Raw genomic sequence first — 22,892 nt, forward strand, 5'->3', positions numbered from 1 at the left:
TGGCACCCCAGCCGCGGCATGCAGCGCGGCGATGTCGTCCATGACGGCGTCGATGAAGCGATAGGTGCTGTCGAGGCAGACGTTGAGCGTGTTGTCGTTGTAGTTCTGGACACTGCGATATTGGGTGGTGTCGCCGGGTTCAAGCAGGCGAAAGCGCTCGGCCTCCGCCTTCCGGCCAAGCGCGATCAGCCGATGGTAACGCACCTCCATCGAATGGATCGCCGCGCGCGAATGCCCCGGCATGTCGAACGACGGAATGACGGTGATCCCGCGCGCCCTCGCAGCCTTGAGGATGTCGATATAGTCCGCGCGGGTGAGGAAGCCGTTGACGGGCGTGTCCCGGTCCGGCCCCGAGCCGAGCTCGGGCAGCAGGCAGCGTGTTTCGGACGGATCCCAGCAGCGATAGCCGCCCACCTCCGTCAATTCGGGAAAGCGCGCGATCGCGAGCCGCCAGCCTTCGTCGTCGCCGAGGTGCAGGTGGATCGTGTTGAGCTTGTAGCGGCCCATCTGCTCGATGAGCTTGAGGATCTCGGCCTTGCTGTGGAAGTTGCGTGCGAGGTCAATCTCCAAGCCCCGGAAGCCGAAGCGCGGCGCGTCCTCGATCTCGATCGGGCGGAGCAAGCCTTGGCCTCGCGCTGCCTCCTGAGCCAGGGATTCGAGCGCGTATCGAGCGCCGGAGGCATCGGCCGCAGCGACGGTGATCATCCCGTGCGAGGCGGTAAGGCTATAGCTCTCCGGCTTCGCTCGGCCCGTCGGGTTGACGCGAATGCGGAGCTCGGGGCCTGCTGCGCCAACTTGCACCCCTGCGCTCGCGAGATCGGCGAGAGCCGCGGCAATCTCCGATCGGTTCAGGCCCGCGAGGCTCAGGCGGATGCCGTGCGACAGATCGAGCGGCGCCCCGCGGAGACGCCGGACGAGCGCCGGCTGAGGAATGATGGCGACATCGGCTTGCGCTCCGTGCGCGGCGCTGCGTCCGGAGTAGAGGTCGAACGCGCGCTCCGGCGTCTGCCAGCGCGTCCGGTCGTCCGCCGTCGCCGTCGCCAGGCGGGCTTCGTCCGTCATCGGAGCGACGAACGGCAGGACTTCGAGGCCGCTGTCGGGATCGGTCGTCGGCCGTGTCGCGGCGATCGGCGCGGATAGGTTGCCCGACACCAGGAACATGTTCGGAAGCACATAATATTGCGAGAAGAAGTGCCCCTGCGACCACAGCCGAACGCGATAGGTCACGCCGGCCTTGAGCGTCACTCCAGGGCGAAGCTGGAGGACATGCAGGTCGCCGTTGACCAGGCGCATCGTGAAGGCGTCGCTATCGGCCTGGATGACCGGACTGACCGATCCGAAGAAGAGCTTCAGATCGCCGCTCGCGAGATCCTGAGGAAGCGTCGGCGGCATCGTCAAGTCCAGCTCCGAGAGGAAGCAGCCGCCGGACTGGGCAGGGCAATTGGCTGGCTGGTTGTCGAGGATCGCGACCCTGATTCCCATGCCGTTGGCGAGCGCGCTCAGCTCGGGTTGGGACGCGGCTGCAGCAGGCGCGGCCAAGGCGGGTGCCAACAGGGCCGAAAGCAAAAGACGACGCATCAACAGGTTCCCCTTCAACTGCGTCTTCGTGTCACGGCGCAGGACGAGAATCAATCGAACCGCTGTTGCCCGGACCGCCCGAGCAGCTAGGTTGCGGCGATGCACCGTGCCTTCATCATCGCAGCCGCAATTCTGTTGTCGTCATCCCCCTCTCTGGCCGGGGCTCAGGCGCAGGAGCGCGGTACGGTCGTCGGCTATATCGCAGCCTTCAAGGGTCTGGATCGGGAGATCGGCGAAGGCCGGCTCGACAAGTATACGCAGGTGGATCTCGCCTTCGTGAATCCGACGCCCGAGAGCGAGGTTATGGGAGCGGGCGGGCTCGCTTGTGCGCCGACGGGCAATGGCGCGATGGTATCGGACGCGCAGTTGCGCGGGCTCGTCGCCGCAGCGCATGGCGTCGGAACGAAGGTGATCGCGTCGCTCGGAGGAGCGGTGATCCCGCCATGCGGCGGAGACTGGAACGCGCTGCTCGCGCCGGACATGCGCGGCAGGCTCGTCGCAAATGTCATTGGGATGGTCGATCAATACGGCCTCGATGGCATCGACATCGACCTCGAAGGGGACCTGATGACGGGCATCGACAAGGCCGGAAACTACACGCCGTTCGTGCGCGATCTCGCAGCTGCGCTTCATGCGCGGTCGAAGCTGCTGACGGTGGCGACGGGTTCCTATCCCGGCGGCATGGCGCCCGATGCGTCGCTGCCCTTTTTCGATGTCGTCGGAGTCATGTCCTACGACCAGGTCGGCCCTTCCTGGGGCGCTCCGGGAGGCGAGCATTCCACCTATGCGCAGGCGGAGGCGGACCTGCGATTGTGGATCGGAAAGGGTGTCCCGGCTAACCGGATCGCGCTCGGCGTTCCCTTCTACGGTCGTGGCTTTGGCAGCTACCGACAAGGCTGGGACATCGGCGACATCGTGGATGCGTTCGGCCGGCGTCAACTGAACGGCGATCTTGTCGGCAAGCGGTGCGGCGGATGCAGCTATATCACCTACAACGGTTTCCCGACGCTGGAGCGCAAGGCCGAGCTGGCCGGTGCCTGGGGGGCCGGCGTGATGGTCTGGGAGATCGGCCAAGACCTGCCTGGCAACGACGCTATCCGGCACGTCGACTCCGCTTACCGAAGGGGACGCGCATATGCCCATCGCCGTTGAGAGTTCGAGGCCGGAGCGTCTGGTCTCGCTCGACATGCTTCGAGGGCTCGCGGTAATCGGCATGATCACCGTCAACGAGATGGCCGGGATGGCGCCGCCTGTCTTCCCGATGCTGCTTCACTCGCACTGGGATGGCCTGACGATCGCCGACATCGTTTTCCCATCGTTCCTGTTCATGGTCGGCGTTTCGATCCCATTGTCCTTCAGGGCGAGGGAACAGGTCGACTACAGCGGCATTCTGTGGCGAGCGGCGCGCCTGATCCTGCTGGGTTTCATCCTGTCGAACATCTTCTGGTTTTCGCAGTTCAGCTCGGGCAGCTGGAGGCTGTTCGGCGTGTTGCAGCGGATCGGTCTCGTATACGGTGCATGCGGTATCTTGTTCCTGAGGATGTCGCCGCCTTCCCGGCTGATCGCCGCCGCGGCCATCCTGCTGCTTTACTGGCCGCTGACCTACATCCCGACCCTCGACGGCGTCTCGACCGATCTCTGGCAGCGGGGGATGAACTTCGTCGGATCGGTCGATCGCGTTCTCCTGGGCGCCGGCAATCACATCTACGTGCCGGGACCGCACGGCTACGATCCGGAGGGGCTGCTCGGCACCTTGCCGGCAATTGCCCAGGGTCTACTTGGCGTGGCGGCGGGCGACTATCTGCTTCGGACGACCCGGTCAGAGCGGTTTCGCACGCTGGCGATTGCGGGCGCGGCGATGCTTGCCGTCGGCGTCGCGTGGGACTTCGTCTTCCCCGTGGTCAAGGATATCTGGTCGAGCACCTTCGTGCTGGTGACCACGGGACTCGACCTGCTCCTGCTGAGCGCCCTTGGAGTGTTGTTCGATGGCCGGCCCATGACGGGCGCCAGGCGCGCGGTCGAACTCATCGTCCTGCCGTTCGGGATGAACGCGATCGCCGCCTACACGCTTCACGAGGTATGCTGGTCGCTCCTCGGCTGGGACCTGCTGCAGAAACCCTATCAGCAGCTCAAGCCGATCGTCGGGCCGGAGACCGCCGCGTTCGTTCCCGTCCTGATGTTCCTCGCCTTCATCTGGCTCGCGATGTTCTACCTTTGGCGCAAACGCTGGCTGGTCCGCATCTAGCGATCAGCCGGCGACCGTCAGCTTCGCGCTCTTGAGGTCGACTGAATTGGGCCCTGCCGAGATGGTGAAGGTCCCGGGCTCCACGACGCGCTTCGTGTTCGCGTTCCACAAGGCGAGGTCGTCGGGATCGAGCGTGAAGCGGATCGTCCTGCGTTCGCCGGGTTGCAGCGTGACCCGCTGGAACCGCTTCAGCGCGATCACCGGTCGAGTCACGCTCGCTTCATCATCGTGGACGTAAAGCTGAACGACCTCGTCGCCAGAGCGGGAACCGGTGTTCGCGACATCGACGTCGATGCGCGCCGTCTCATTCGCCGCGATTGTCGGCGTCAGCACGCGCGGCGCTGAAATGTCGAAGTGTGTGTAGCTGAGGCCGTAGCCAAACGGGTAGAGAGGTGCTGTCGTGTCGAACAGATATCCGCGCCGCGACGTCGGCTTGTGATCGTAATAGACCGGAAGTTGCCCAACCGAGCGCGGGATCGAGACCGGCAGCTTGCCGCCCGGGACGACCTTGCCGAGCACGACATCGGCGACGGCATGGCCGGTCTCCTGGCCGAGGTACCAGCCTTCGATCAACGCGGGCGCCTTGGCGGCGAGATAGTTCACGGACAGCGGCCGGCCATTGAGCAGGACGACGACGGTCGGCTTGTGCAGCGCCAGGATCGCGCGGGCGAGGTCCTCTTGCTGGCCGACCAGATCCAGCGACGAGCGGTCACCGAGATGAGTGTCGGCCCAAGCCTCGCGGCTGGTCTGCTCGTTGTCGCCGAGGACCATGACGATGACATCGGATTTTCGGGCGTTTGTAACGGCTTGAGCGATCAAGCGGCGATTCACGGAAGCTGGGACGAGCTTTACCTCGTCGCAGGACCAGCACCGTGTTTCGGTCAGGCGCACCCCCTCGGAATAGTCGACAGCGAAATGTCCGTGGCCGGCGTCCTGCATTCCCTCGAGAACACTGACGACGTGCCGAGGGATGTCGCTGTAGCCGCCGATCGGCGTGTCCTTCGCGTGAGTGCCGATCACTGCCATGCGATGGATCTTCATCGGGTCGAGCGGCAGTATGTCGTGATCGTTCTTGAGAAGGACCATGGCCTTGTCCGCTGCCTCCCGGGCAAGCGCGATGGCTTCAGGGGTGGCGGTCTTCGCTTCGGCTGTTGCCGGATCAGGGAAGGGGTTGTCGAACAGGCCGGACTCGATCTTCAGCCTGAGAACGCGGCGAACCGCCTGGTCGACCAGCGCCCGCGGCACGCGGCCGGAACGGACCAGCGCGGGCAACTGTGCGTAGCCCTCGGCATCCGGAGTCTCGACATCGACGCCCGATTGGATCGCGCGGTCGGCGGCATCGGTGACGTTGTCATAGAGATGGTGGCGAACGACCAGTTCGCGGATGCCGTAATAGTCGCTGACGACTGCGCCTTGATAGCTCCACTCGCCGCGCAGGACCGTGTTCAACAGCCAGCTGTTCGCGTGCGAGGGGATGCCGTCGATCTCGTTATACGAGGCCATCAGCGACCGGATCGGATAGACCTTCACGGCCCGCTCGAACGGCGGGAAGAAGTCCTCGCGAAGCTCGCGCTCGCCGAGGTGCGCTGGGCCGACGTTGGTGCCGTTCTCGGGCTCGCCATGGCCCGTGAAGTGCTTGAGGGTCACCAGCACCTTGTCGGGACCGAGCGGCAGGGTCGGTCCCTGGAAGCCGCGGATTGCCGCAAGGCCGATGGTGCCGACGAGGTACGGGTCCTCGCCATAGGTTTCCTCGATGCGTCCCCAACGTGGATCGCGTGCGATGTCGACGACGGGCGCGAGCGCAAGGAAGGCCCCTCGCGCCCGCATCTCGCGAGCAGCGACGGAAAAGACATTGGTGACGAGCTGGGGGTCCCAGGTGCTTGCAAGTGCGATCGCTTGAGGAAAGCTCGTTGCGCCGCGCGCGACATAGCCATGAAGCGCCTCCTCGTGCATCAGGATCGGGATCCCGAGGCGGGTATGCTCGACAGCCCAGTGCTGCGCTTCGTTCACGTATCTCGCGGTGTCCCGGGCATCGCGGTTGACGGTCGCCGATGCGCCGGCGGCGCCGTTGGAAGCCGTGTTCCCACGCTTGTCGGACGGGCGTGCCATGCCGCCGATGCCGTTGGGAAAGGCTTGCGACGCCGCCTGCGGAGAGAAGGTGCCATCCGGGTTTTGAACCTTCGACTTCTGCTCCCAGATCGTCTCGAGCTGAGCCACCTTTTCGTCGAGGGTCATTCGGGCGAGCAGGTCGTCGACCCGGCGGTCGACCGGTTGACGCGGGTCCTTGTAGACGGGCACGCGGGACGGGGACTGCGCCCATTCGGCTCCGGCCGTGGCGGACTCCAGTGTCATTGCCGCGGCAAGCAGCAGTCCCGTTGCCCGCACGTCTTGCTCCCCTCAGTTTACCGAAATGGTAGCGCTAACGTAAACCAGTCGTCGCTGCGGTCAACGCGCTCGATTGCATTGGCCGCGCCGGTCACTAAACCTCGCCCCGAGGGGTAGTGAATGGCCAGGCCGAGCCGTCGCGGGCGGGGAGCAATCACGATCGAGGATGTCGCGCGAGCGGCCGGCGTCTCGGCGATGACCGTGTCGCGCGTCATCAACCGTGGCAAGAACGTGCGCGAATCGACGCGCGCCGCGGTCCTGGAGGCTGTCGAGCGGCTCAACTATTCGCCCAACACTGCAGCACGCAGCCTGGCCGCGGGGGAAGCGACCCACATCGGCCTGCTCTACGCGAACCCGAGCGCCTCCTATCTGAGCCAGTTCCTGATCGGCGGCCTGCACGCGGCCCGCAGTGCCGGCGTCCACCTCGTGATCGAATCCTGCGAGTCGGAGGACGCGGACGAGCAGGCCGAGGTCACGCGCCGCTTTGCGACCAGCGATGTCGAGGGCGTAATCCTGCCGCCGCCGCTGTCCGAGTCGGAGCCGATCATGGCCGAACTGGATTCGCTCGGCATTCCGGTCGTGACCGTGGCGATGGGCAAGCCGCGCGAAGACAGCCTCAACGTTCGAATCGACGACCGCGCGGCTGCGTTCGAGATGACTCGCTATCTGCTTGACCTCGGGCATCGGGACATCGGATTCATCAAGGGCCACCCCAACCACATCGCTTCGCACGATCGGCATCGCGGGTTCTGCGACGCGCTGACAGAGGCCGGCATCGACCCCGAAAGCGCGCCGGCCGAGCAAGGTTATTTCAGCTATCGTTCGGGGCTGACCGCGGGCGAGCGCCTGCTTGCTCGCGCACGTTTGCCGACGGCGATCTTCGCAAGCAATGACGACATGGCCGCAGCAACGATGAGCGTTGCCCATCGGCGCGGGATGAGCGTGCCCGGCGATCTCAGCATCGTCGGTTTCGACGACACCGCGCTCGCGACCAGTGTCTGGCCCGAGTTGACCACGGTTAAGCAGCCGATCGCGGCCATGGCGGAGGCGGCGCTGGAGCTGTTGATCGCCGACCTTCGCGTGCACCGGGCCGGATCGACCCGCAAGTTCGCTGAACGCGTGCTGAGCCACGCGCTGATCGTACGGGAATCGGCCGGTCCGCCGGGTCGGAAGGCAAGGGCGCGCAGAAGCGGCGGCGGCTAGGCCGTTGCGCGAAGCGAAAGGAGCGTGTTACCGCTAACAGCTGCGTGGAACGATGCGGCACGAGGGGAGAGTTGAGATGGTCGAGGCAAGTCCGCAGCGTGCGAACATGGGCTTCATCGGTGCCATTGTCGCTGTCGCGACGATCGGCGGATTCCTGTTCGGTTATGACAGCGGCGCCGTAAACGGCACGCAGGACGGGCTCAAGGCGGCGTTCGGCCTGATCGACGGCAGCCTGTCGCCGAGCAACGGACTGGGCTTCACCGTCGGGTCGCTCCTGATCGGCTGCTTCATTGGCGCCTTCTTCGCGGGGCGCCTCGCCGACGTCAGCGGCCGCCGCAACGTGATGCGCATCGCCGCCTTGCTGTTCCTGATCGGCGCTCTCGTTCAGGGCTTCGCGCACGATCATGTGCTGTTCCTGCTTGCGCGGATCATGGGCGGAATGGCGGTCGGCGCCGCGAGCGTCCTGTCACCCGCCTACATTTCCGAGGTCGCGCCCGCCGAGATTCGCGGACGAATGACGACGGTGCAGCAGATCATGATCATCACCGGGCTGACGGCGGCGTTCGTCATCAATTACTTCCTTGCCAAGGCAGCGGGCGTGTCGACCAACCGCTTCTGGGGCGGCCTCGAGGCCTGGCGCTGGATGTACCTGATGCAGGCGATCCCAGCCGCGATCTTCCTCGTCGCACTGTTCTTCATTCCGGAGAGCCCACGCTTTCTCGTGTCCAAGGGCCGGGATGCCGAGGCGAAGGGAGTGCTCGCGAACCTGTTCGGAAGCGACATCGCCGCCGCCAAGCTCGACGAGATCCGAAGCACGTTCAGCGCCGACCACCGGCCACGCCTGTCGGACGTGCTTGCTCCCGCCGGCGCCTCGAATCTCCTCGGCATGCGGCCGATCGTCTGGGTCGGGATCATGATCGCCGTGTTCCAGCAGCTCGTCGGCATCAATGTCATCTTCTATTACGGCGCCACGCTGTGGCAGCTCGCCGGTTTCAGCGAAAGCGACTCGCTGCTGATCAACATCGTCTCGGGCGCGGTCTCCATCGCGGCTTGCTTCGTCACGATCCTTCTCGTCGACCGGATCGGCCGCAAGCCGCTGCTGCTGATTGGGTCGGCCGGCATGGCGGTCACCCTATTCATCATGGTCTATGCGTTCAGCCAGGGCACGCTCGATCCTGCTGGCAAGCTCGTCTTGTCCCCGGACCTGGGCAAGGTCGCCGTGGTCGCCGCCAACCTCTACGTGATCTTCTTCAACGCCTCCTGGGGCCCGATCATGTGGGTGATGCTGGGCGAGATGTTCCCGAACCAGATTCGCGGCTCGGCGCTCGCCGTCGCCGGATTCTTCCAGTGGTTCGCGAACTTCCTGATCTCGTTCAGCTTCCCGTCCATGGCCGCGAACCTGGGCTTGACGGCCAGCTACACTTTCTACGCCGTGTCCGCAGTGATCAGCTTCTTTCTCGTGCAGAAGTTCATTCACGAGACGCGCGGGAAAGAGCTCGAGCACATGGAAGGCTGACGGCCGCGCAGCGATGACTCAGCGAAGGCCAGTCCGACCGTTCCGCTCGCGCGAGTGGTTCGACGCTGCGGGGCGGCCGGACATGACCGCGCTCTACCTCGAGCGCTACATGAACGATGCCTTCACTCGAGAGGAACTGCGGTCGGGCAAGCCGATTATCGGCATATCGCAGTCGGGCTCTGACCTCGTCCCGTGCAACCGCGTGCACGTGAAGCTGGTCGAGCGGATCAAGGCCGGAATCCGCGACGCTGGCGGAATTCCAATGGAGTTCCCGCTCCACCCGATCTTTGAGAACTGTCGGCGGCCCACCGCGGCGCTCGACCGCAACCTCGCTTATCTCGGCCTGGTTGAGATTCTCAACGGCTATCCGATCGACGCGGTGGTGCTGACCACCGGCTGCGACAAGACGACGCCAGCCTCGATCATGGCTGCTGCGACGGTCGACATCCCGGCGCTGACGTTGAACGGCGGGCCGATGCTCGACGGCTGGCACGATGGCGAACTTGTCGGATCAGGCACCGTCATCTGGCGCTCGCGACGGCTCCTCGGAGCGGGCAAGATCGACGAAGAGGAGTTCATCCGCCGGGCAAGCGACTCCGCGCCGTCGCTCGGTCATTGCAACACGATGGGCACGGCCTCGACGATGAACTCTGTAAGCGAGGCTCTCGGCATGTCGCTGCCGGGCCAGGCGATGATCCCCGCGCCTTATCGCGAACGCGCCCACGCCGCTTATGAGACCGGGCGGCGGATCGTCGACATGGCCTATGAGGATCTGCGCCCGTCAAGGATTTTGACTCGCGAGGCTTTCCTGAACGCGATCCGGGTGACAGCCGCGATCGGCGGGTCGACCAATGCCCAGCCGCACATCGTCGCGATGGCGCGGCACGCCGGCGTCGAGATCTCGACCGAGGATTGGATAGAGCACGGCTATGACGTGCCGCTGCTGGTCAATATGCAGCCGGCCGGCAAGTATCTGAGCGAGCGCTTTCACCGTGCCGGCGGGGTGCCAGCCGTGATGTGGGAATTGCTGCAGGCCGGCCGGCTGGACGGGCACGCGCTGACCTGCACGGGGCGCAGCCAGGCCGAAAATCTTCATGGGCGCGAGACCAGAGACCGCGAAGTGATCTTCCCTTATGCGGCGCCGCTGCAGGAGCGCGCCGGCTTCCTGGTCCTCTCGGGCAACCTGTTCGACACCGCGATCATGAAGACGAGCGTCATCTCCGACGAGTTCCGGCAGCGTTACCTGTCCCGGCCCGATCACGAGGACGTGTTCGAGGCACGCGCAGTCGTGTTCGACGGTTCGGACGATTATCATCACCGGATCAACGACCCGACGCTCGGCATCGACGAGAATTGCATCCTCGTGATTCGCGGGTCGGGCGTGCTCGGCTGGCCCGGCTCCGCCGAGGTGGTCAACATGCAGCCGCCGGATGCGCTTCTGCAGCGCGGGATCACGAGCCTGCCGACTCTCGGTGACGGACGGCAGTCAGGGACGTCCGACAGCCCGTCGATCCTGAATGCCTCCCCCGAAAGCGCTGCCGGAGGCGGGCTGTCGTGGCTCCGCACGGGAGACATTATCCGCATCGACCTCAATGCGGGGGCATTCGACGCACTGGTGGATGAGGACGAAATTGCACGCCGCAAGGCAGAACCCGGGCCACCGATCCCGCCGAGCAACACGCCATGGGAAGAGCTGTTTCGCGAGAAGACCGGTCAGTTGGCCGACGGAGGCGTCCTTGAGTTCGCGGTCAAATATCGCGGCACGTCGGCAAAGACGCCGCGCCACAATCACTGACGGCGATTACTGGACGGTCAACTCGAACACAGGTGCCGGCAGAAGGTCGGCGTCATAAAGGTTGACGAGCGGAAAGTCCGACCAGGCGTAGCGGACGCGCGCGACTGGGCGGCCGTCGCCGGTGACCACCAGGCTTGCGCCTTTCGCCTGCGCCGCGGCGTACCGACAGCTTCCCTGTGCAGCCCCGCACAGCTCGACCGCATTCGCACTGGCGCCGGTCAGCGTCTGTAACGGCTTGGTGAAGGTGACGACGACGTCGTTGCCCTGGCGAACGGCGCGCAGCGGACGGGGACCGAGCGTGCCATTCGTGCCGGGATAAGCAAGGCTGCGGCCGGCCAGGGCGAGCCGGCGCCCGACCTCCTGCTTGTTTGCGGGATGGATTTCGTTCGGTTCGCCAAGATCGATCGCGCTGGCGAGCGCTGCACGGGGATCGCGGTCGACAGCGAGCCGCTGCTCGTTGATCAGGCTCGCCCATCCGCTTTCGATCGGGGCGGTGGTGCGCTTGCCCCAGCCGGCAAGCCCGACAATCAGGAAGGGCAACTGCGGATCGCGGAACTGCGATCGCCAGTTGCTCATCATTGCGGCAAGCCGCTGGTCATAGCCGGGCTGTCCGACGTCAGCTTCCCCCTGATACCATGCTACGCCTTTGATCTGCAGCGCCCCGAGAGGCGCGATCATCGCATTGTAGATGGTGGCAACGCCGGAATTGTTGCCCCATGGCGGCACCGGCGGCATCCCGATCTCGTCGGGGATGCGGTCGTATTGCCAGCCGCTGCCGAGTGCCTGGGTGCGGCCGCCCGCAAAGGCGATCTGCATGGCGCTCGCCGGTCCCATCAGGCCGCCCGGTCCCCAAAGGTCGCGGACGAACGTAACGATGACATTGCTGCCGGAGTGAAGGACACCCGGCTCAATCCTGTAGTTGCGCGGGGATGATGGGTCGCTGCTGCCGCCGACCGCGACGCCGTTGACGAACGTCTCGTCCATGTCGTCGATGATGCCGAGCGAGAGGGTCGCGGGCTGGGACGCCTGGGCCGCGGTAAGAGTGAACCGGCGCCGTGCCCAGACCGATCCGTCGAATGTTGGCCAGTCGCCGCCCCAGTCGTTCCAGCTGCCGATGCTGGGCACCGGTTTCCAGGCCAGTCGATCGCTGGCATTCCAGGGCTCGTCTCCCGGCTTCTGCCCGGTCTTCGACCGCCACCAGCCACCCCACTCCGCGCCGAAACGGGCGATCGCTGCTGCGGGGTCGGTGCGGTAGAGATCGAGCAGGGCGGCTGGCGCGGCATTTCCGCTGGTGCGAGCCGCACCCTCGCTCATCCAAGCGCGGATCGGCGTTCCGCCCCAAGTATCGTCAATCGCGCCGATCGGCACCTTTTCGGTTGCTCGGAAGTCACGGACCATGAACGTGCAGGTGGCGGAAAAATCCCTCGCGCTGTCGGGTGTCGATCGCTGCCAGGTCGGTGCGGTCGCGAAACCGGTGCGCGGATCGTCGGAAAGCTGTGTGTGCACCTTCATGAGGCGCAGGTCATCATCCTTCGCCGACGCGACTTCGCCGTCGCCATTGAGGGCGCGGCGCAGCGGATATTCCATGTTCGACTGGCCTGAGCAGAGCCAGACGTCACCGAATGCAAGGTCGGTGGAGCTCGCGCTGCCGTCTGCCCCGCTGACGCTCAGCCGCAGGTTCTGACCAGCGTCGCGAGCGGGGAACTCGGCCTGCCACCGCCCCTTGCCGTCTGCCTTCGCGGCCTGTGTCTGGTCGGCGAAGGTGACCATCACCACTCCGCCCGGCTCAGTCGTTCCGCTCAGCAACACGGGCTTGCCACGCTGGATGACGGCATGGGTAGAGAATTGCGGATCGATGGTGGGAGCAGCCATGGCGCTCGACGCCAGCAGAACGGTGAGGATCAGAGCTGGACGAGCGGGCATTCGACCCCCGGAACGTCAACGCCAAAGGAGAACAGCGAGCCGATCAGCGGCTGCCGAGCAATATCTTCCGGGCTCAGCATCTGGCGCGCGGTCGTCGCGAAAGCCGTGCGGAGATCGCTGCCGCCGAAGGCGACCTTGGTGATGTTGGCGACCGGAAAGTGGACCACTTGCAGCAGGTCGCCGATCGGAGAGTAGCGGCGCGCTTCCCAGCCACCGTAGAGCGAAATCCAAACGCAGCCCTCGCTGTCGATCGTCGGACCGTCGGGATGGCCGTCGCTGTCATCGATCGTCACAAACCGCCGCCGCTCGCCGAGCGAGCCGTCCTCCTTGATGTCGGCGGCGTCGATCGTCCCTGCGAGCGTGTCGACGACATAGAGGACACGTCCGTCCGGGGAAACCGCCGGCCCATTGGTGATGGCGATTCCATCGATCCCGGTCGCGGTCAGCTTGCCGCGATGGAAGCAATAGAAAGCGCCGCTTCTCGACGTTTCGCCATCGTCCATCGTTCCGAACCACAGGCGTCCGGCGGGATCGACGACGCCATCGTTCAGCCGGTTGCCTGAACGTTCGGGCTCCACCGCAACGATCTGCTCGAAGGTGCCCGTGCCGTCATCGAAGCGGTAAAGCCCCGACTGGAGCCCGGCGACGAACCCGCCGCCTTCCGCCGGGAAAACAAAGCCGACCTGCTCCGGCGCGTCGAACGTCCGCCGGCCGCCGGTTGCGGGATCGAAGCGATGGACATGATGCTTCTTGATGTCGACGAACCACAGGGCCTGGTCTCGCTCAACCCAGACGGGGCCTTCGCCAAGCTCCGCCTCGAGTTCCCACATCGGCCTCGGCTCCGCGTCGCTCATCTCAGCGCCAGCCCGCGTCAACGAAATATTCGTGCCCGGTAATCAGCCGCGCGTCGGCCGAGGCGAGGAAAAGCACCAGCGCCGCGACGTCCTCCGGGACCAGTCGTCCGTTCAGGGCTTGGGCCGCGACGATCTCGGCTTCGCCTTCAGGAGTGTACCAATGAAGCTGTCTCGGGGTGCGGACGTTGCCCGGGACGACACAGGTGACGCGGATATTGTCGGCGCCGAGATCGCGGGCGAGCGCGCGCGTCATGCCTTCGATCGCCGCCTTGCAGGTCTGGTACAGGACGAGGTCGGGCAGGGCGAGGTGCCAGCTGATCGACCCAAGATTGATGATCGCCCCGCCACCCATGCTTCGCATGCCCGGAATGACCGCCTGGGCGCAGAAGAACTGGTGCTTGAGGTTTACGTTCAGCCGGTCGTCCCAATAGGTTTCGGTGACATCATCAATGGCGTGCCGGTCGTCGTTGGCGGCATTGTTGACCAAAACGTCGAATGCACCGTCCTGCCGTGTGAGCTCGTCGATCGTGCGCCGCGTCGCCACGACGTCCTTGAGGTCCATGCGCACGAACGTGGCGCCGGTGCGGTTCGCGACTTCACGGGACTCGCCATCGGAGATGTCGAAGAAGGTGACGCTCGCGCCCTGCCGGGCGAAGGCCTCGACGATCCCCGCGCCGATGCCAGAGCCGCCGCCGGTCACCAGCACTCGCTTGCCGCGCAGGCTTGGATAAATGGCGCGGCTGTCGTGGTTATCGGCCAAACTCCTAGCCCCCGATGTAGACGGTCTTGGTCTGCGTATAGAATTCGACCGCCGCGAACCCCTGTTCCCGCGCGCCGTAGCTTGATTTGCGTGTCCCTCCGAAGGGCACGTGGTAATCGACCCCGGCCGTGGGCAGATTGATCATCACCATCCCCGCGCGGACGTTGCGGCGGAAGTGCCGGGCGTGGTGGAGCGAGTTGGTGACGATACCGGCACTCAGGCCGAACTGGCCACGGTTGGCGATCTCGAGTGCTTCCTCGTAATCGCGCACCTTCACCGTGCTGGCGACCGGGCCGAATACTTCCTCACAGTTTATCCGCTGGTCGGGGTTGGTGTGGGCGATGACCGTCGGCGCCATGTAATAGCCTCGCGTGCCGATCTTAAGCGGCTCTTCGCCGGTCAACACGCTTCCGCCCTCCTCCCGGGCAATGCCGACATAGCGGAGGTTCTGCTCGAGCTGCTCCTCGCTCACCGCCGGCCCGATCTGGGTTTGCGGATCGAGCGCATCGCCGACGCGGAGCGAGCGCGCCTTCTCGGCAAGCGCCTGGACGAAACGGTCGTGGATGCCTTGCGTCACGATGATCCGGGACGATGCCGTGCAGCGCTGACCCGTGGCGAAGAAGGCGCCGTCGATAGCGCACGTCACCGCACGGTCGATGTCGGCGTCGTCGAGGACGACAAGTGGGTTCTTGCCTCCCATTTCGAGTTGCACGCGCGCCTGACGCTTGGCAGCGCCCTCGGCAACCGAGGCTCCTACGGTCTGCGATCCGGTGAAGGAGATGCCGTCGATGCCCGGATGGCCGACGATAGAGCGGCCGACGCCGCCTTCTCCGATCACCAGGTTGAACACGCCCGGAGGCGCCCCGGCCTCGATCAGGATCGCGCCGAACGCGTGCGCGATCGCCGGCGTCGGCGTCGCCGGCTTGAGGACGACTGTGTTGCCAAAGGCGAGCGCCGGGGCCGACTTCCAGGCAGGAATCGCGATCGGGAAGTTCCAGGGGGTGATGAGGCCGAACACGCCGACCGCCTCGCGATAGGTCTGGGCGTCGAGACCCGGGCGCGTGGATTCCAGAGTCTGGCCGTGCCGGCGAAGTGCCTCGCCCGCGAAATATTTGCAGATTCGGCCCGCCCGCATCACTTCGCCGGTGCCTTCGGCGAGGGTCTTGCCCTCTTCGCGCGAGAGCAGGGTCCCGAGCTCCTTCGCGCGCGCCATGATCAGCGATCCCGCCTTGTCGAGCATGTCCGAGCGGACTTCGGGCGATGCCTCCGACCAGGCGGGGAAGGCCGCGCGGGCTGCCGCCACGGCCTGGTTGACCTCGCCCTCACCGCCGCGGGGATAGCGCACGACGATGTCGTCGAGGTTGGACGGATTGCGGCTTTCGCCCGTCGCATCGCCGCCGACCGCCTGGCCATTGATGAGATGGGTCAGTGTTTCGGTCATCGGCCGTTTCCTTCGACTGGATGTGCTGCGGCCAGAAGACCGCGCGACGCGAGATTGTGCATTAGCTCCCGAATTCCGAAGGTCCACGGACGGGCGTCGCGCGAAGTGGTGACCGTGTTGACCAGAACGCCGATGCGCGGAGTCGAGATGCGCACCTCGTCGCCGATCTTGTGCGTGAAACCGCGTCCGGGCTCGTCGCGGTCTTCCGTCGGTGCGAACAGCGTTCCGAGAAATAGCGCGAAGCCGTCGGGATAATGATGCTCGCTCATCGCCTGCCGGACCAGCTCCGTCGGGTCGCGGCTGATTTCGCTCATCCGGCTCTGCCCCTTGAGCGTAAAGCCGTCCGCGCCGAAGATCTCGAGCTCGACAACGGCCGAACGGACATCGTCGAGCGTGAAATCATCGTCGAACAGTCGGATGAACGGCCCGATCGCACAGGACGCATTGTTGTCCTTGGCTTTGCTCAGCAGGAGCGCGCTGCGCCCCTCGAAATCGCGGAGGTTAACGTCGTTGCCCAAAGTCGCGCCGCGGATATCGCCGTTGCTGTTGCAGACCAGCACGACTTCCGGTTCCGGGTTGTTCCAGCTCGAGTCGGAACGCACGCCGATCTCGGCGCCCCAGCCGACGCTGGCGAGAGGGGCGGTCTTGCTGAAGATTTCCGCGTCCGGGCCGATCGCCACCTCGAGATATTGCGACCATAAACCGTCCTCGATGAGCGCCTCCTTGAGCCGCGCCGCGCCATCACTGCCGGGGACGACGGATCGAATCGCGCCGCCAATGCGCTGTTCGAGCTTGTCGCGGATGACGGAAGCCTCGCGATAATCGCCGCGGGCTCGCTCCTCGATGACCCGTTCGATGGCGGAAATCGCGAAGGTGACTCCTGCGGCCTTGATCGCCTGGACATCCACCGGCGCAAGGAAACGCTCGGGCGGCATGGCGCACAGCTCGTCGAGGCTGCACAGACGCTCGCCGCTGACCGCGTGCAAGTCCGCTTCCATGAGGTCCGCGGATGTCGGAGCGACACGCGACATGTCCTCGACGAAGCCACTGCGAATCAGCACAGGGGTCGGCCCCGCATCGAGCCGGAGCCTGCCAGCCAGAGTCGCTCGGGCAACATCGGCAGAAAGCATCGCGGGAGAGAAATGCATAGAAGGCGCGGGGACCTGGTGCGGGAGGGTTGGTAGCGCTACCAATCGGCCCGCTAGGTCGCTAGTGTCAAGCGTCGGGGCAGCCCACACGCGCGATCGAGGGGAGACAGCAGATGAATTATGGATTCGGCGCAGGAGCGCTTGGCGCGACCATCTTGATCGCCTTGGCGACACCTGTCGTCGCAGCCTCATCTTCCGTTGCGACAACGCCGTCCCGGCCTTGGCTAAACAGGACGCTGAGTGCCGACGAGCGGGCCCGACTCGTCGTGCGTGCGATGACTCGTGAAGAGAAGTTGCGCATTGTGTACGGCTATTTCGGTACCGATCGAGAGAACGAAGGCTACAAGGCGCCGGCGCAAGCAATCCAGGGAACGGCCGGTTACATTCCCGGAATCCCGCGCCTCGGCATTCCCGCGCAGTGGGAGACGGACGCCGGAGTCGGGGTCGCGACGCAAGGCGGGGCCAAGGTCAAGCCGCCCCACACGACGTTGCCGTCTGGACTGGCGACCGCTGCGACCTGGAACCCGGGCATCGGATTTACCGGCGGGCGGATGATCGGCTCGGAAGCGCGGGCATCGGGCTTCAACGTCCAGCTTGCGGGCGGCGTCGACCTGGTTCGCGACCCGCGCAACGGCCGCAACTTCGAATACGGCGGCGAGGACCCGCTGCTCGCCGGAACCATGGTCGGTGCCCAGATCGCCGGAATCCAGTCGAACAACATTATCTCGACAACCAAGCACTATGCGCTGAACGATCTTGAGACCGGTCGCGACTATCATGATGCGCGGATCGATCCGGCCGCGGCGCGAATGTCCGACCTGCTCGCTTTCCAGTTTGCGATCGAGCGCGGCGATCCGGGCTCGGTCATGTGCTCGTACAACCGGGTGAACGGGACCTATGCCTGCGAGAATGCGTGGCTGCTCAATGACGTGCTGAAGGGTGACTTCGGCTATCGCGGCTACATCATGTCCGACTGGGGCGCCGTCCACAGCACGGAAGCGAGCGCAAACAACGGGCTCGACCAGGAATCGGCCTACTCGTTCGACAAGGAACCCTATTTCGGCAAGCCGCTGGCCGCTGCCGTTGCGGCGGGTCGCGTGCCCGCTCACAGGCTTGATGACATGGCGACGCGCATCGTCCGCTCGATGTTCGCGCATGGCCTGGTCGACAACCCCGTGACGCCGACGACGATCGATGCCGCGACACGTGCGGCCAATGCGGAGGTTGCCCGCGCGGATGAGGAGCAGGCCGCCGTCCTTCTCAAGAATGAGCGCGCCCTGCTGCCCCTTGGTCCTCAGACTCGCCGGATCGTCGTCGTCGGGTCGCATGCCGACAAAGGTGTCCTGACCGGCGGCGGGTCATCGCAGGTCTATCCGGAAGGGCTGAACGCGGTTCCGGGACTTCAACCGACCAGCTGGCCAGGACCAGTCGTCTACTTCCCGTCCTCGCCGCTGAGAGCCATTCAGGCCCTGGCGCCCGCAGCGTCCGTGACGTTCGTCGACGGCAGCGATCCGGCGGCGGCGGCCCATGCGGCTGCCGGGGCGGACGTGGCTCTGGTGTTCGTCAACCAGTGGACGAGCGAGTCGATCGATACATCGGTGGTCCTTCCCGACAATCAGGATGCACTCGTCGAGGCAGTCGCAGCGGCCAATCCGAACACGATCGCGATCATCGAAAGCGGCGGTCCGGTGTTGATGCCCTGGGCTGGCCGCGTCCGCAGCATCCTCGAAGCCTGGTATCCGGGTTCGGGTGGGGGCGAGGCGATCGCCAACATCCTGTTCGGAGTGGTCAACCCGTCGGGCCACCTGCCCGTGACCTTTCCACAGTCCGAAGGCCAGCTGCCTCGTGCAACGCGACCGGGCACGGGCCTTGCTGACAAGCAGATGTTCTCGATCGACTATTCGGAAGGGGCGACGGTCGGCTACAAATGGTTCGACGCGCACAACCTGCAGCCGCTGTTCCCGTTCGGCCATGGCTTGTCATACAGCAGCTTCGGCTATGGACCGGTGGGCGCCGCGGCGAATGCGGATGGCAGCGTGACCGTGCACTTCACCGTGCAGAACACCAGCGGTCGCCGCGGAATGACGGTGCCGCAGGTCTACGTGGCAGCGCCGGCGGGTGAGTTCGAGGCACCAAAGCGGCTCGCCGCCTTTGACAAGCTCGATATGTTGCCCGGCGTGGTCCAGCAAGTGAACCTCATCATCGATCCCCGCCTGCTCGCGACCTTCGACGGAGCGGCGAACGAATGGCGGATCAAGCCGGGCACCTACACCATTTTGCTGGGTGACTCTTCGCGCGACATCCGGCAGATGGCCAAGGTCACGCTCGCGGGACAAGCGCTTCCATCGAACTGGCGGCCTGCTCCGGGCGTCATTCTGCCGGCACCAGCAACCGCTTCCCCAGCGCCGCGCTCCGGCGAGCGAGGTCGATGAGGATCAGGCCGTTGCGCGCGTCCGCGGGGTCGACCGGTACCGGCGTTCCGTCGAGGATCGCCGAAGCGACCGCCTCATAATAATTGAGGTAGCGGCCGCGCTGGGTCGTGATGGGCGTGCGGGTGCCATCCGGTGTCGTAAAGCTGCCGTCCCGATCGTCGATGCCGAAGCCGGGGTCGCGTGGATCCATTCCGGCCTTCAGCTGAGCTTCCTGGACGTCGATGCCGAACTTGGTGAAGCTGCCACCGCTGCCGTGGATCGCGAAGCGGGCGCGAGGCTCCGCGACCAAGGTCGAGCAGCGCAGGCATGCCCGCATCCGGCCGTAGTGCATGACAAGCTCGAAATAATCGTCGACGCGTGCTTCGGAGCGTTGCGCGAGCACGTCCGCCTCGATGGCGTCGGGAAGTCCGAACAGCTGGATTGCGTGGTCGATCAGGTGCGCTCCAAGATCGGCGAGGACACCGCCGCCGGGCTGCGGAAACTCCCGCCAGCCCTGCTTGATGGTCGGGCGAAACCGGTCCCAGTTCGCTTCAAACAAGGCGATGTCGCCGAGCTTTGGTAGAAGCTTGGCGACCGTGAGGAAGTCGCCGTCGAGCCGGCGGTTCTGGAAGACCGTCAGGACTCGCTGTTGCTCACGCGCCAGAGCCATCAGCCTGTCCGCTTCCTCGACCGTCAGCGCGAACGGCTTGTCGACGACAACATGCCGGCCTGCCGAAAGGGCGTCGCGGGCCAGCTGATAGTGAGTCTGATTGGGAGACGCGATGACGACAAGGTTTGAACGATCGAGCAGCTCATCGAACGATCCGACCCGTCCCGGTGCCTCCCGCGAAGTCTGGACAGCGCTCAGCTCCATGCGGTCGCAGGCGCGGATCAGCGGTGCGTGGAAGGTGGCGCCTGCAAGTCCATAGCCGACCAGTCCAACGCGGATCATTGCTAGATGCCAGTCGCCGCGAACGTATGTCCGTCGGGGTCGAGGTCGCGCAGGTCACGCCCCCGCGTCTCCTTGCCGAGCCAGGCTACGAGCAGCAGCGACGCGGCCGTCGGAACCATGATGATCAGGGACACCAGTGCAAGCGGGGGCACGAGTCCGAGTACCGCAAGCAATTGCGCCAACATGCCGCCGGCCTTGCTGCAAGCGGCGACAGTTCCCGTGGTCCGGCCGCGGATGCGCAGCGGAAAGCTCTCGGCCGCGTAGGGCAGAAGCATTGCAATAAGCGCGTTCGTGCCGACGATCAGAAGCGCGACGGGCAGGACAGGGCTGCCTTGCCCAGCGAATTCCAACCGCAGCACCCCCAGCAGCCCGGCCAGAGTCACGGCGATCGCGCCGACCACCGACCATTTCGAGCTCCACCGGCTATAAGCGAAGGCGACAATGAAGACTGTCGGGAAGGCGATCAACGCCGATTCTGCCAGCAGCTTGCTGGTTACCGCCATGCTCTGCCCTCGCGAGACGAGGTCGGCCGGAAGCCAGAGCAGCAAGCCGAAGTTGATCAGCCCATAGCAGAGCGCCGCAAGGCTCAGCGCCAGGAGCTTGCCGACGAAGGCGCGGCCGGTCAGCGCCACCGTCGGTCCACGGGCCAGTGCTGCCGCTTCGGCGTGACGAGTCCGCCGGGCGCTGGACCCGAACCGCTCCATGACCCGTCGCGCTTCTTCCCGGCGTCCGCGTGCGAGCAGGAACTTGGCTGATTCCGGAATCAGGCCGCCAAGCAGGACGAGGGTTAACCCGGTCGGGAGATTGAGGAGCCATAAAATCCGCCAACCGAAGAGCGGTTGGAGAAGCGCGGAAAAGCCGCTTGCCGCGAAGTAGCCTCCGACCGCGCCGAGGCCCCCAACCAGAACCAGGCTCCAGCCACGGTGCCGGCTCGGCATCATCTCTGCGAGCAGGGCGTACGTCACCGGCAGCATGCCCCCGGCGGCGGCGCCCATCATGAAGCACATGCCGACGTTCCACGCGAGCGACGGCATCGCTCCGCAGATCGACGTCCCGACGAACATCACGGCCGACAACAGGATCGAGGCCTTGCGCCCATAGATGTCCGCGATCGCCCCCCATACGATCGACCCGAACACCGTGCCGATCAGCGCGAAGAAGGGAACGAGCGACACCGTTGACTTGGGCGCAGCATATTCGCTGGACATCCCGGGGATCGTGAAGCCGAGGCTGGCCGGCTTCATGACATCAATGATCAGCGCGACGACGAGCACAAGCAGCAGGACCCAGTGCGACCTCGTCAGCGGCGCATCTTCAGGCGGGGATACGACGATGTCCTGCGAGGCGGCGATCTGCTCCGCCACGTTCTTCGGCAACAGGCCGTAGGCGGCGATCCCGACTCCGAGAACGATCGCCGCCATGCCGATATACATGTCGGCGCCCATCGGCATGCCGACGAGCCGGTAGTGGGTCATCCGGCCCATCAGGAACATCGGCATGTGAAGCACGACGCCGGCCGTTACGGCCAGAACCCCGAGGACGAAGACCCAGAGACCGCGGCGATCGGCGAAGGTGCTGCTGTTGGTCATCGCCGTTGTCCTTAACAGCGGTCTCGGCGTTCCGCACCACCTCGCGGGGGGGCGAGGCGACGGTCGATGACGCTTGACGACACGGCGGATGATAGCGCTATCAATGATTCGGCTGATTGGAAGGGAATATGATGCGATCGTTGCGGTGGTTGAGTGCCTTGCTGCTGTCGATCCTTGCGGTGCCTGGTCTCAGCACCGCTCCTGCCGCGGCGTCACCGGCCACGGTTCCAGCATTGCACGCGTCTGATCAGCCCTTCCGCAGAGGTGTCAACGTCCTTGGTTATGACCCTTACTGGACCGACGTTTCGAAGCGGCGCTTCCAGTGGCGGCACTTCGGCGAGATCCGTCGCGCGGGCTTCGACTTCGTCCGGCTCAACCTTCAGGCATTCAAGTTCATGGATGCGCAGTACCGGCTCGACCCCGCGTGGCTGGCAAAGCTCGACGAGGTCGTCCGGCAGGCGCAGCGCGCCGGGCTCGGCATCATCATCGACGAGCATGATTTCGACCTTTGCTCGAACGACCTCGCCATGTGTCGGCAGAAATTGCCTGCCTTCTGGCAGCAAGTCGCGCCGCGCTTCGCCAATGCGCCGCGCAACGTCGCGTTCGAGATCCTTAACGAACCGCACGAGAAGCTCGACGCTGAGACCTGGAACGCCATATTCCCTCAGTTGCTGGCGCTTGTCCGGCAAAGCAATCCGACGCGCATCGTCGTGGTCGGGCCGACGAGTTGGAACAGCTCGAAGGAATTGCCGACGCTGCAGCTTCCCGACGACCGCAACCTGCTCGTCACCTTTCATTACTACGAGCCGTTCCACTTCACGCACCAGGGTGCTTCATGGGCCGGTGACGTAAAGAACCTGCACGGGATCATCTGGGGAAGCGACGCCGATCGCGCTGCCGTCGCGGCGGACTTCGACCAGGTCGCCGCCTGGTCACGCGCCAACGACCGCCCAATCCTGCTTGGCGAGTTCGGCGCGTACGAGAAGAGCGGAACGCCCGAAAAGCTGCGGGTCGCATACACCGCGGCCGTTCGCGGCGAGGCCGAGCGCCACGGCTTCGGCTGGAGCTATTGGCAGTTCGAGGGCGACTTCA

At 65.3% G+C, this 22,892-nt stretch carries 16 protein-coding genes; 7 read left to right on the top strand and 9 right to left on the bottom strand.

Annotated features, from left to right (window positions below):
- On the bottom strand, positions 1–1,578 hold a 1,578-nt coding region (locus JOZ79_RS08825), incomplete at its 3' end, for a family 20 glycosylhydrolase (RefSeq protein WP_294073314.1).
- Positions 1,579–1,677: 99 nt separating this feature from the next.
- Between JOZ79_RS08825 and JOZ79_RS08830 the strand changes: the two genes are divergently transcribed.
- Together JOZ79_RS08830 and JOZ79_RS08835 are read left to right on the top strand one after the other, a co-directional pair.
- Positions 1,678–2,730, top strand: coding sequence for a glycosyl hydrolase family 18 protein (locus JOZ79_RS08830; protein ID WP_294073316.1), 1,053 nt, complete (start codon positions 1,678–1,680; stop codon positions 2,728–2,730).
- Positions 2,714–3,823, top strand: a complete 1,110-nt coding sequence (locus tag JOZ79_RS08835; protein ID WP_294073318.1) for a heparan-alpha-glucosaminide N-acetyltransferase domain-containing protein — start codon at positions 2,714–2,716, stop codon at positions 3,821–3,823. Before JOZ79_RS08830 ends, JOZ79_RS08835 begins: the two co-directional genes overlap by 17 nt.
- Before the next feature lie 3 nt (positions 3,824–3,826).
- On the opposite strand, the gene JOZ79_RS08840 is transcribed toward JOZ79_RS08835, so the two are convergent.
- Positions 3,827–6,208 carry a glycoside hydrolase family 3 N-terminal domain-containing protein gene (locus tag JOZ79_RS08840; protein WP_366514809.1) on the bottom strand — a complete coding sequence of 794 codons (2,382 nt, stop codon included), beginning with the start codon at positions 6,206–6,208 and terminating at the stop codon, positions 3,827–3,829.
- A gap of 120 nt (positions 6,209–6,328) precedes the next feature.
- On the opposite strand from JOZ79_RS08840, the gene JOZ79_RS08845 reads away from it, so the two are divergent.
- The 3 genes from JOZ79_RS08845 (at position 6,329) to JOZ79_RS08855 (ending at position 10,722) form a co-directional block, all read left to right on the top strand.
- A complete protein-coding gene (locus tag JOZ79_RS08845) occupies positions 6,329–7,411 on the top strand; it encodes a LacI family DNA-binding transcriptional regulator (protein WP_294073320.1) in 1,083 nt (360 codons plus the stop codon).
- 76 nt (positions 7,412–7,487) lie between these two features.
- Positions 7,488–8,927: a sugar porter family MFS transporter gene (locus JOZ79_RS08850; RefSeq protein WP_294073322.1), complete on the top strand. Its 1,440-nt coding sequence runs from the start codon at positions 7,488–7,490 to the stop codon at positions 8,925–8,927.
- 13 nt (positions 8,928–8,940) lie between these two features.
- Positions 8,941–10,722, top strand: a complete 1,782-nt coding sequence (locus JOZ79_RS08855) for an IlvD/Edd family dehydratase (RefSeq protein ID WP_294073324.1) — start codon at positions 8,941–8,943, stop codon at positions 10,720–10,722.
- Between the two features lie 6 nt (positions 10,723–10,728).
- On the opposite strand, the gene JOZ79_RS08860 is transcribed toward JOZ79_RS08855, so the two are convergent.
- Genes JOZ79_RS08860 through JOZ79_RS08880 form a run of 5 tightly spaced genes read right to left on the bottom strand, consistent with a single transcriptional unit; the run spans position 10,729 to position 16,830 of the window.
- Positions 10,729–12,645 carry a sialate O-acetylesterase gene (locus JOZ79_RS08860; protein ID WP_294073326.1) on the bottom strand — a complete coding sequence of 639 codons (1,917 nt, stop codon included), beginning with the start codon at positions 12,643–12,645 and terminating at the stop codon, positions 10,729–10,731.
- Complete coding sequence (locus JOZ79_RS08865; RefSeq protein WP_294073328.1) at positions 12,624–13,499, bottom strand: SMP-30/gluconolactonase/LRE family protein; 876 nt, start codon at positions 13,497–13,499, stop codon at positions 12,624–12,626. The genes JOZ79_RS08860 and JOZ79_RS08865 overlap by 22 nt, the downstream gene beginning before the upstream one ends.
- A 1-nt stretch (position 13,500) precedes the next feature.
- Positions 13,501–14,259, bottom strand: coding sequence for an SDR family oxidoreductase (locus JOZ79_RS08870; RefSeq protein WP_294073330.1), 759 nt, complete (start codon positions 14,257–14,259; stop codon positions 13,501–13,503).
- Between the two features lie 4 nt (positions 14,260–14,263).
- The gene (locus JOZ79_RS08875) at positions 14,264–15,700 is read right to left on the bottom strand and encodes an aldehyde dehydrogenase family protein (protein WP_294073332.1); all 1,437 of its coding nucleotides are present in this window, start codon (positions 15,698–15,700) and stop codon (positions 14,264–14,266) included.
- Positions 15,697–16,830 (bottom strand): fumarylacetoacetate hydrolase family protein, encoded by a 1,134-nt coding sequence (locus JOZ79_RS08880; protein WP_294073334.1) that lies wholly within the window; start codon positions 16,828–16,830, stop codon positions 15,697–15,699. Before JOZ79_RS08880 ends, JOZ79_RS08875 begins: the two co-directional genes overlap by 4 nt.
- Positions 16,831–17,123: 293 nt before the next feature.
- Here JOZ79_RS08880 and JOZ79_RS08885 point away from each other — a divergent pair, with 293 nt between their 5' ends.
- Positions 17,124–19,280 (top strand): glycoside hydrolase family 3 protein, encoded by a 2,157-nt coding sequence (locus tag JOZ79_RS08885; RefSeq protein ID WP_294073336.1) that lies wholly within the window; start codon positions 17,124–17,126, stop codon positions 19,278–19,280.
- Here the strand turns inward: JOZ79_RS08885 and JOZ79_RS08890 are convergent.
- Together JOZ79_RS08890 and JOZ79_RS08895 are read right to left on the bottom strand one after the other, a co-directional pair.
- Positions 19,219–20,211: a Gfo/Idh/MocA family oxidoreductase gene (locus tag JOZ79_RS08890; RefSeq protein WP_294073337.1), complete on the bottom strand. Its 993-nt coding sequence runs from the start codon at positions 20,209–20,211 to the stop codon at positions 19,219–19,221. The two genes, JOZ79_RS08885 and JOZ79_RS08890, sit on opposite strands and share 62 nt — an antisense overlap.
- Positions 20,212–20,213: 2 nt before the next feature.
- Positions 20,214–21,800, bottom strand: a complete 1,587-nt coding sequence (locus JOZ79_RS08895) for an MFS transporter (RefSeq protein ID WP_294073339.1) — start codon at positions 21,798–21,800, stop codon at positions 20,214–20,216.
- 140 nt (positions 21,801–21,940) lie between these two features.
- Between JOZ79_RS08895 and JOZ79_RS08900 the strand changes: the two genes are divergently transcribed.
- Positions 21,941–22,892: glycoside hydrolase family 5 protein (locus tag JOZ79_RS08900; protein ID WP_294073341.1), on the top strand; the 952-nt coding region annotated here is incomplete at its 3' end.

This window comes from Sphingomonas sp. (genome assembly GCF_019242355.1).
Lineage (GTDB): Bacteria > Pseudomonadota > Alphaproteobacteria > Sphingomonadales > Sphingomonadaceae > Sphingomicrobium.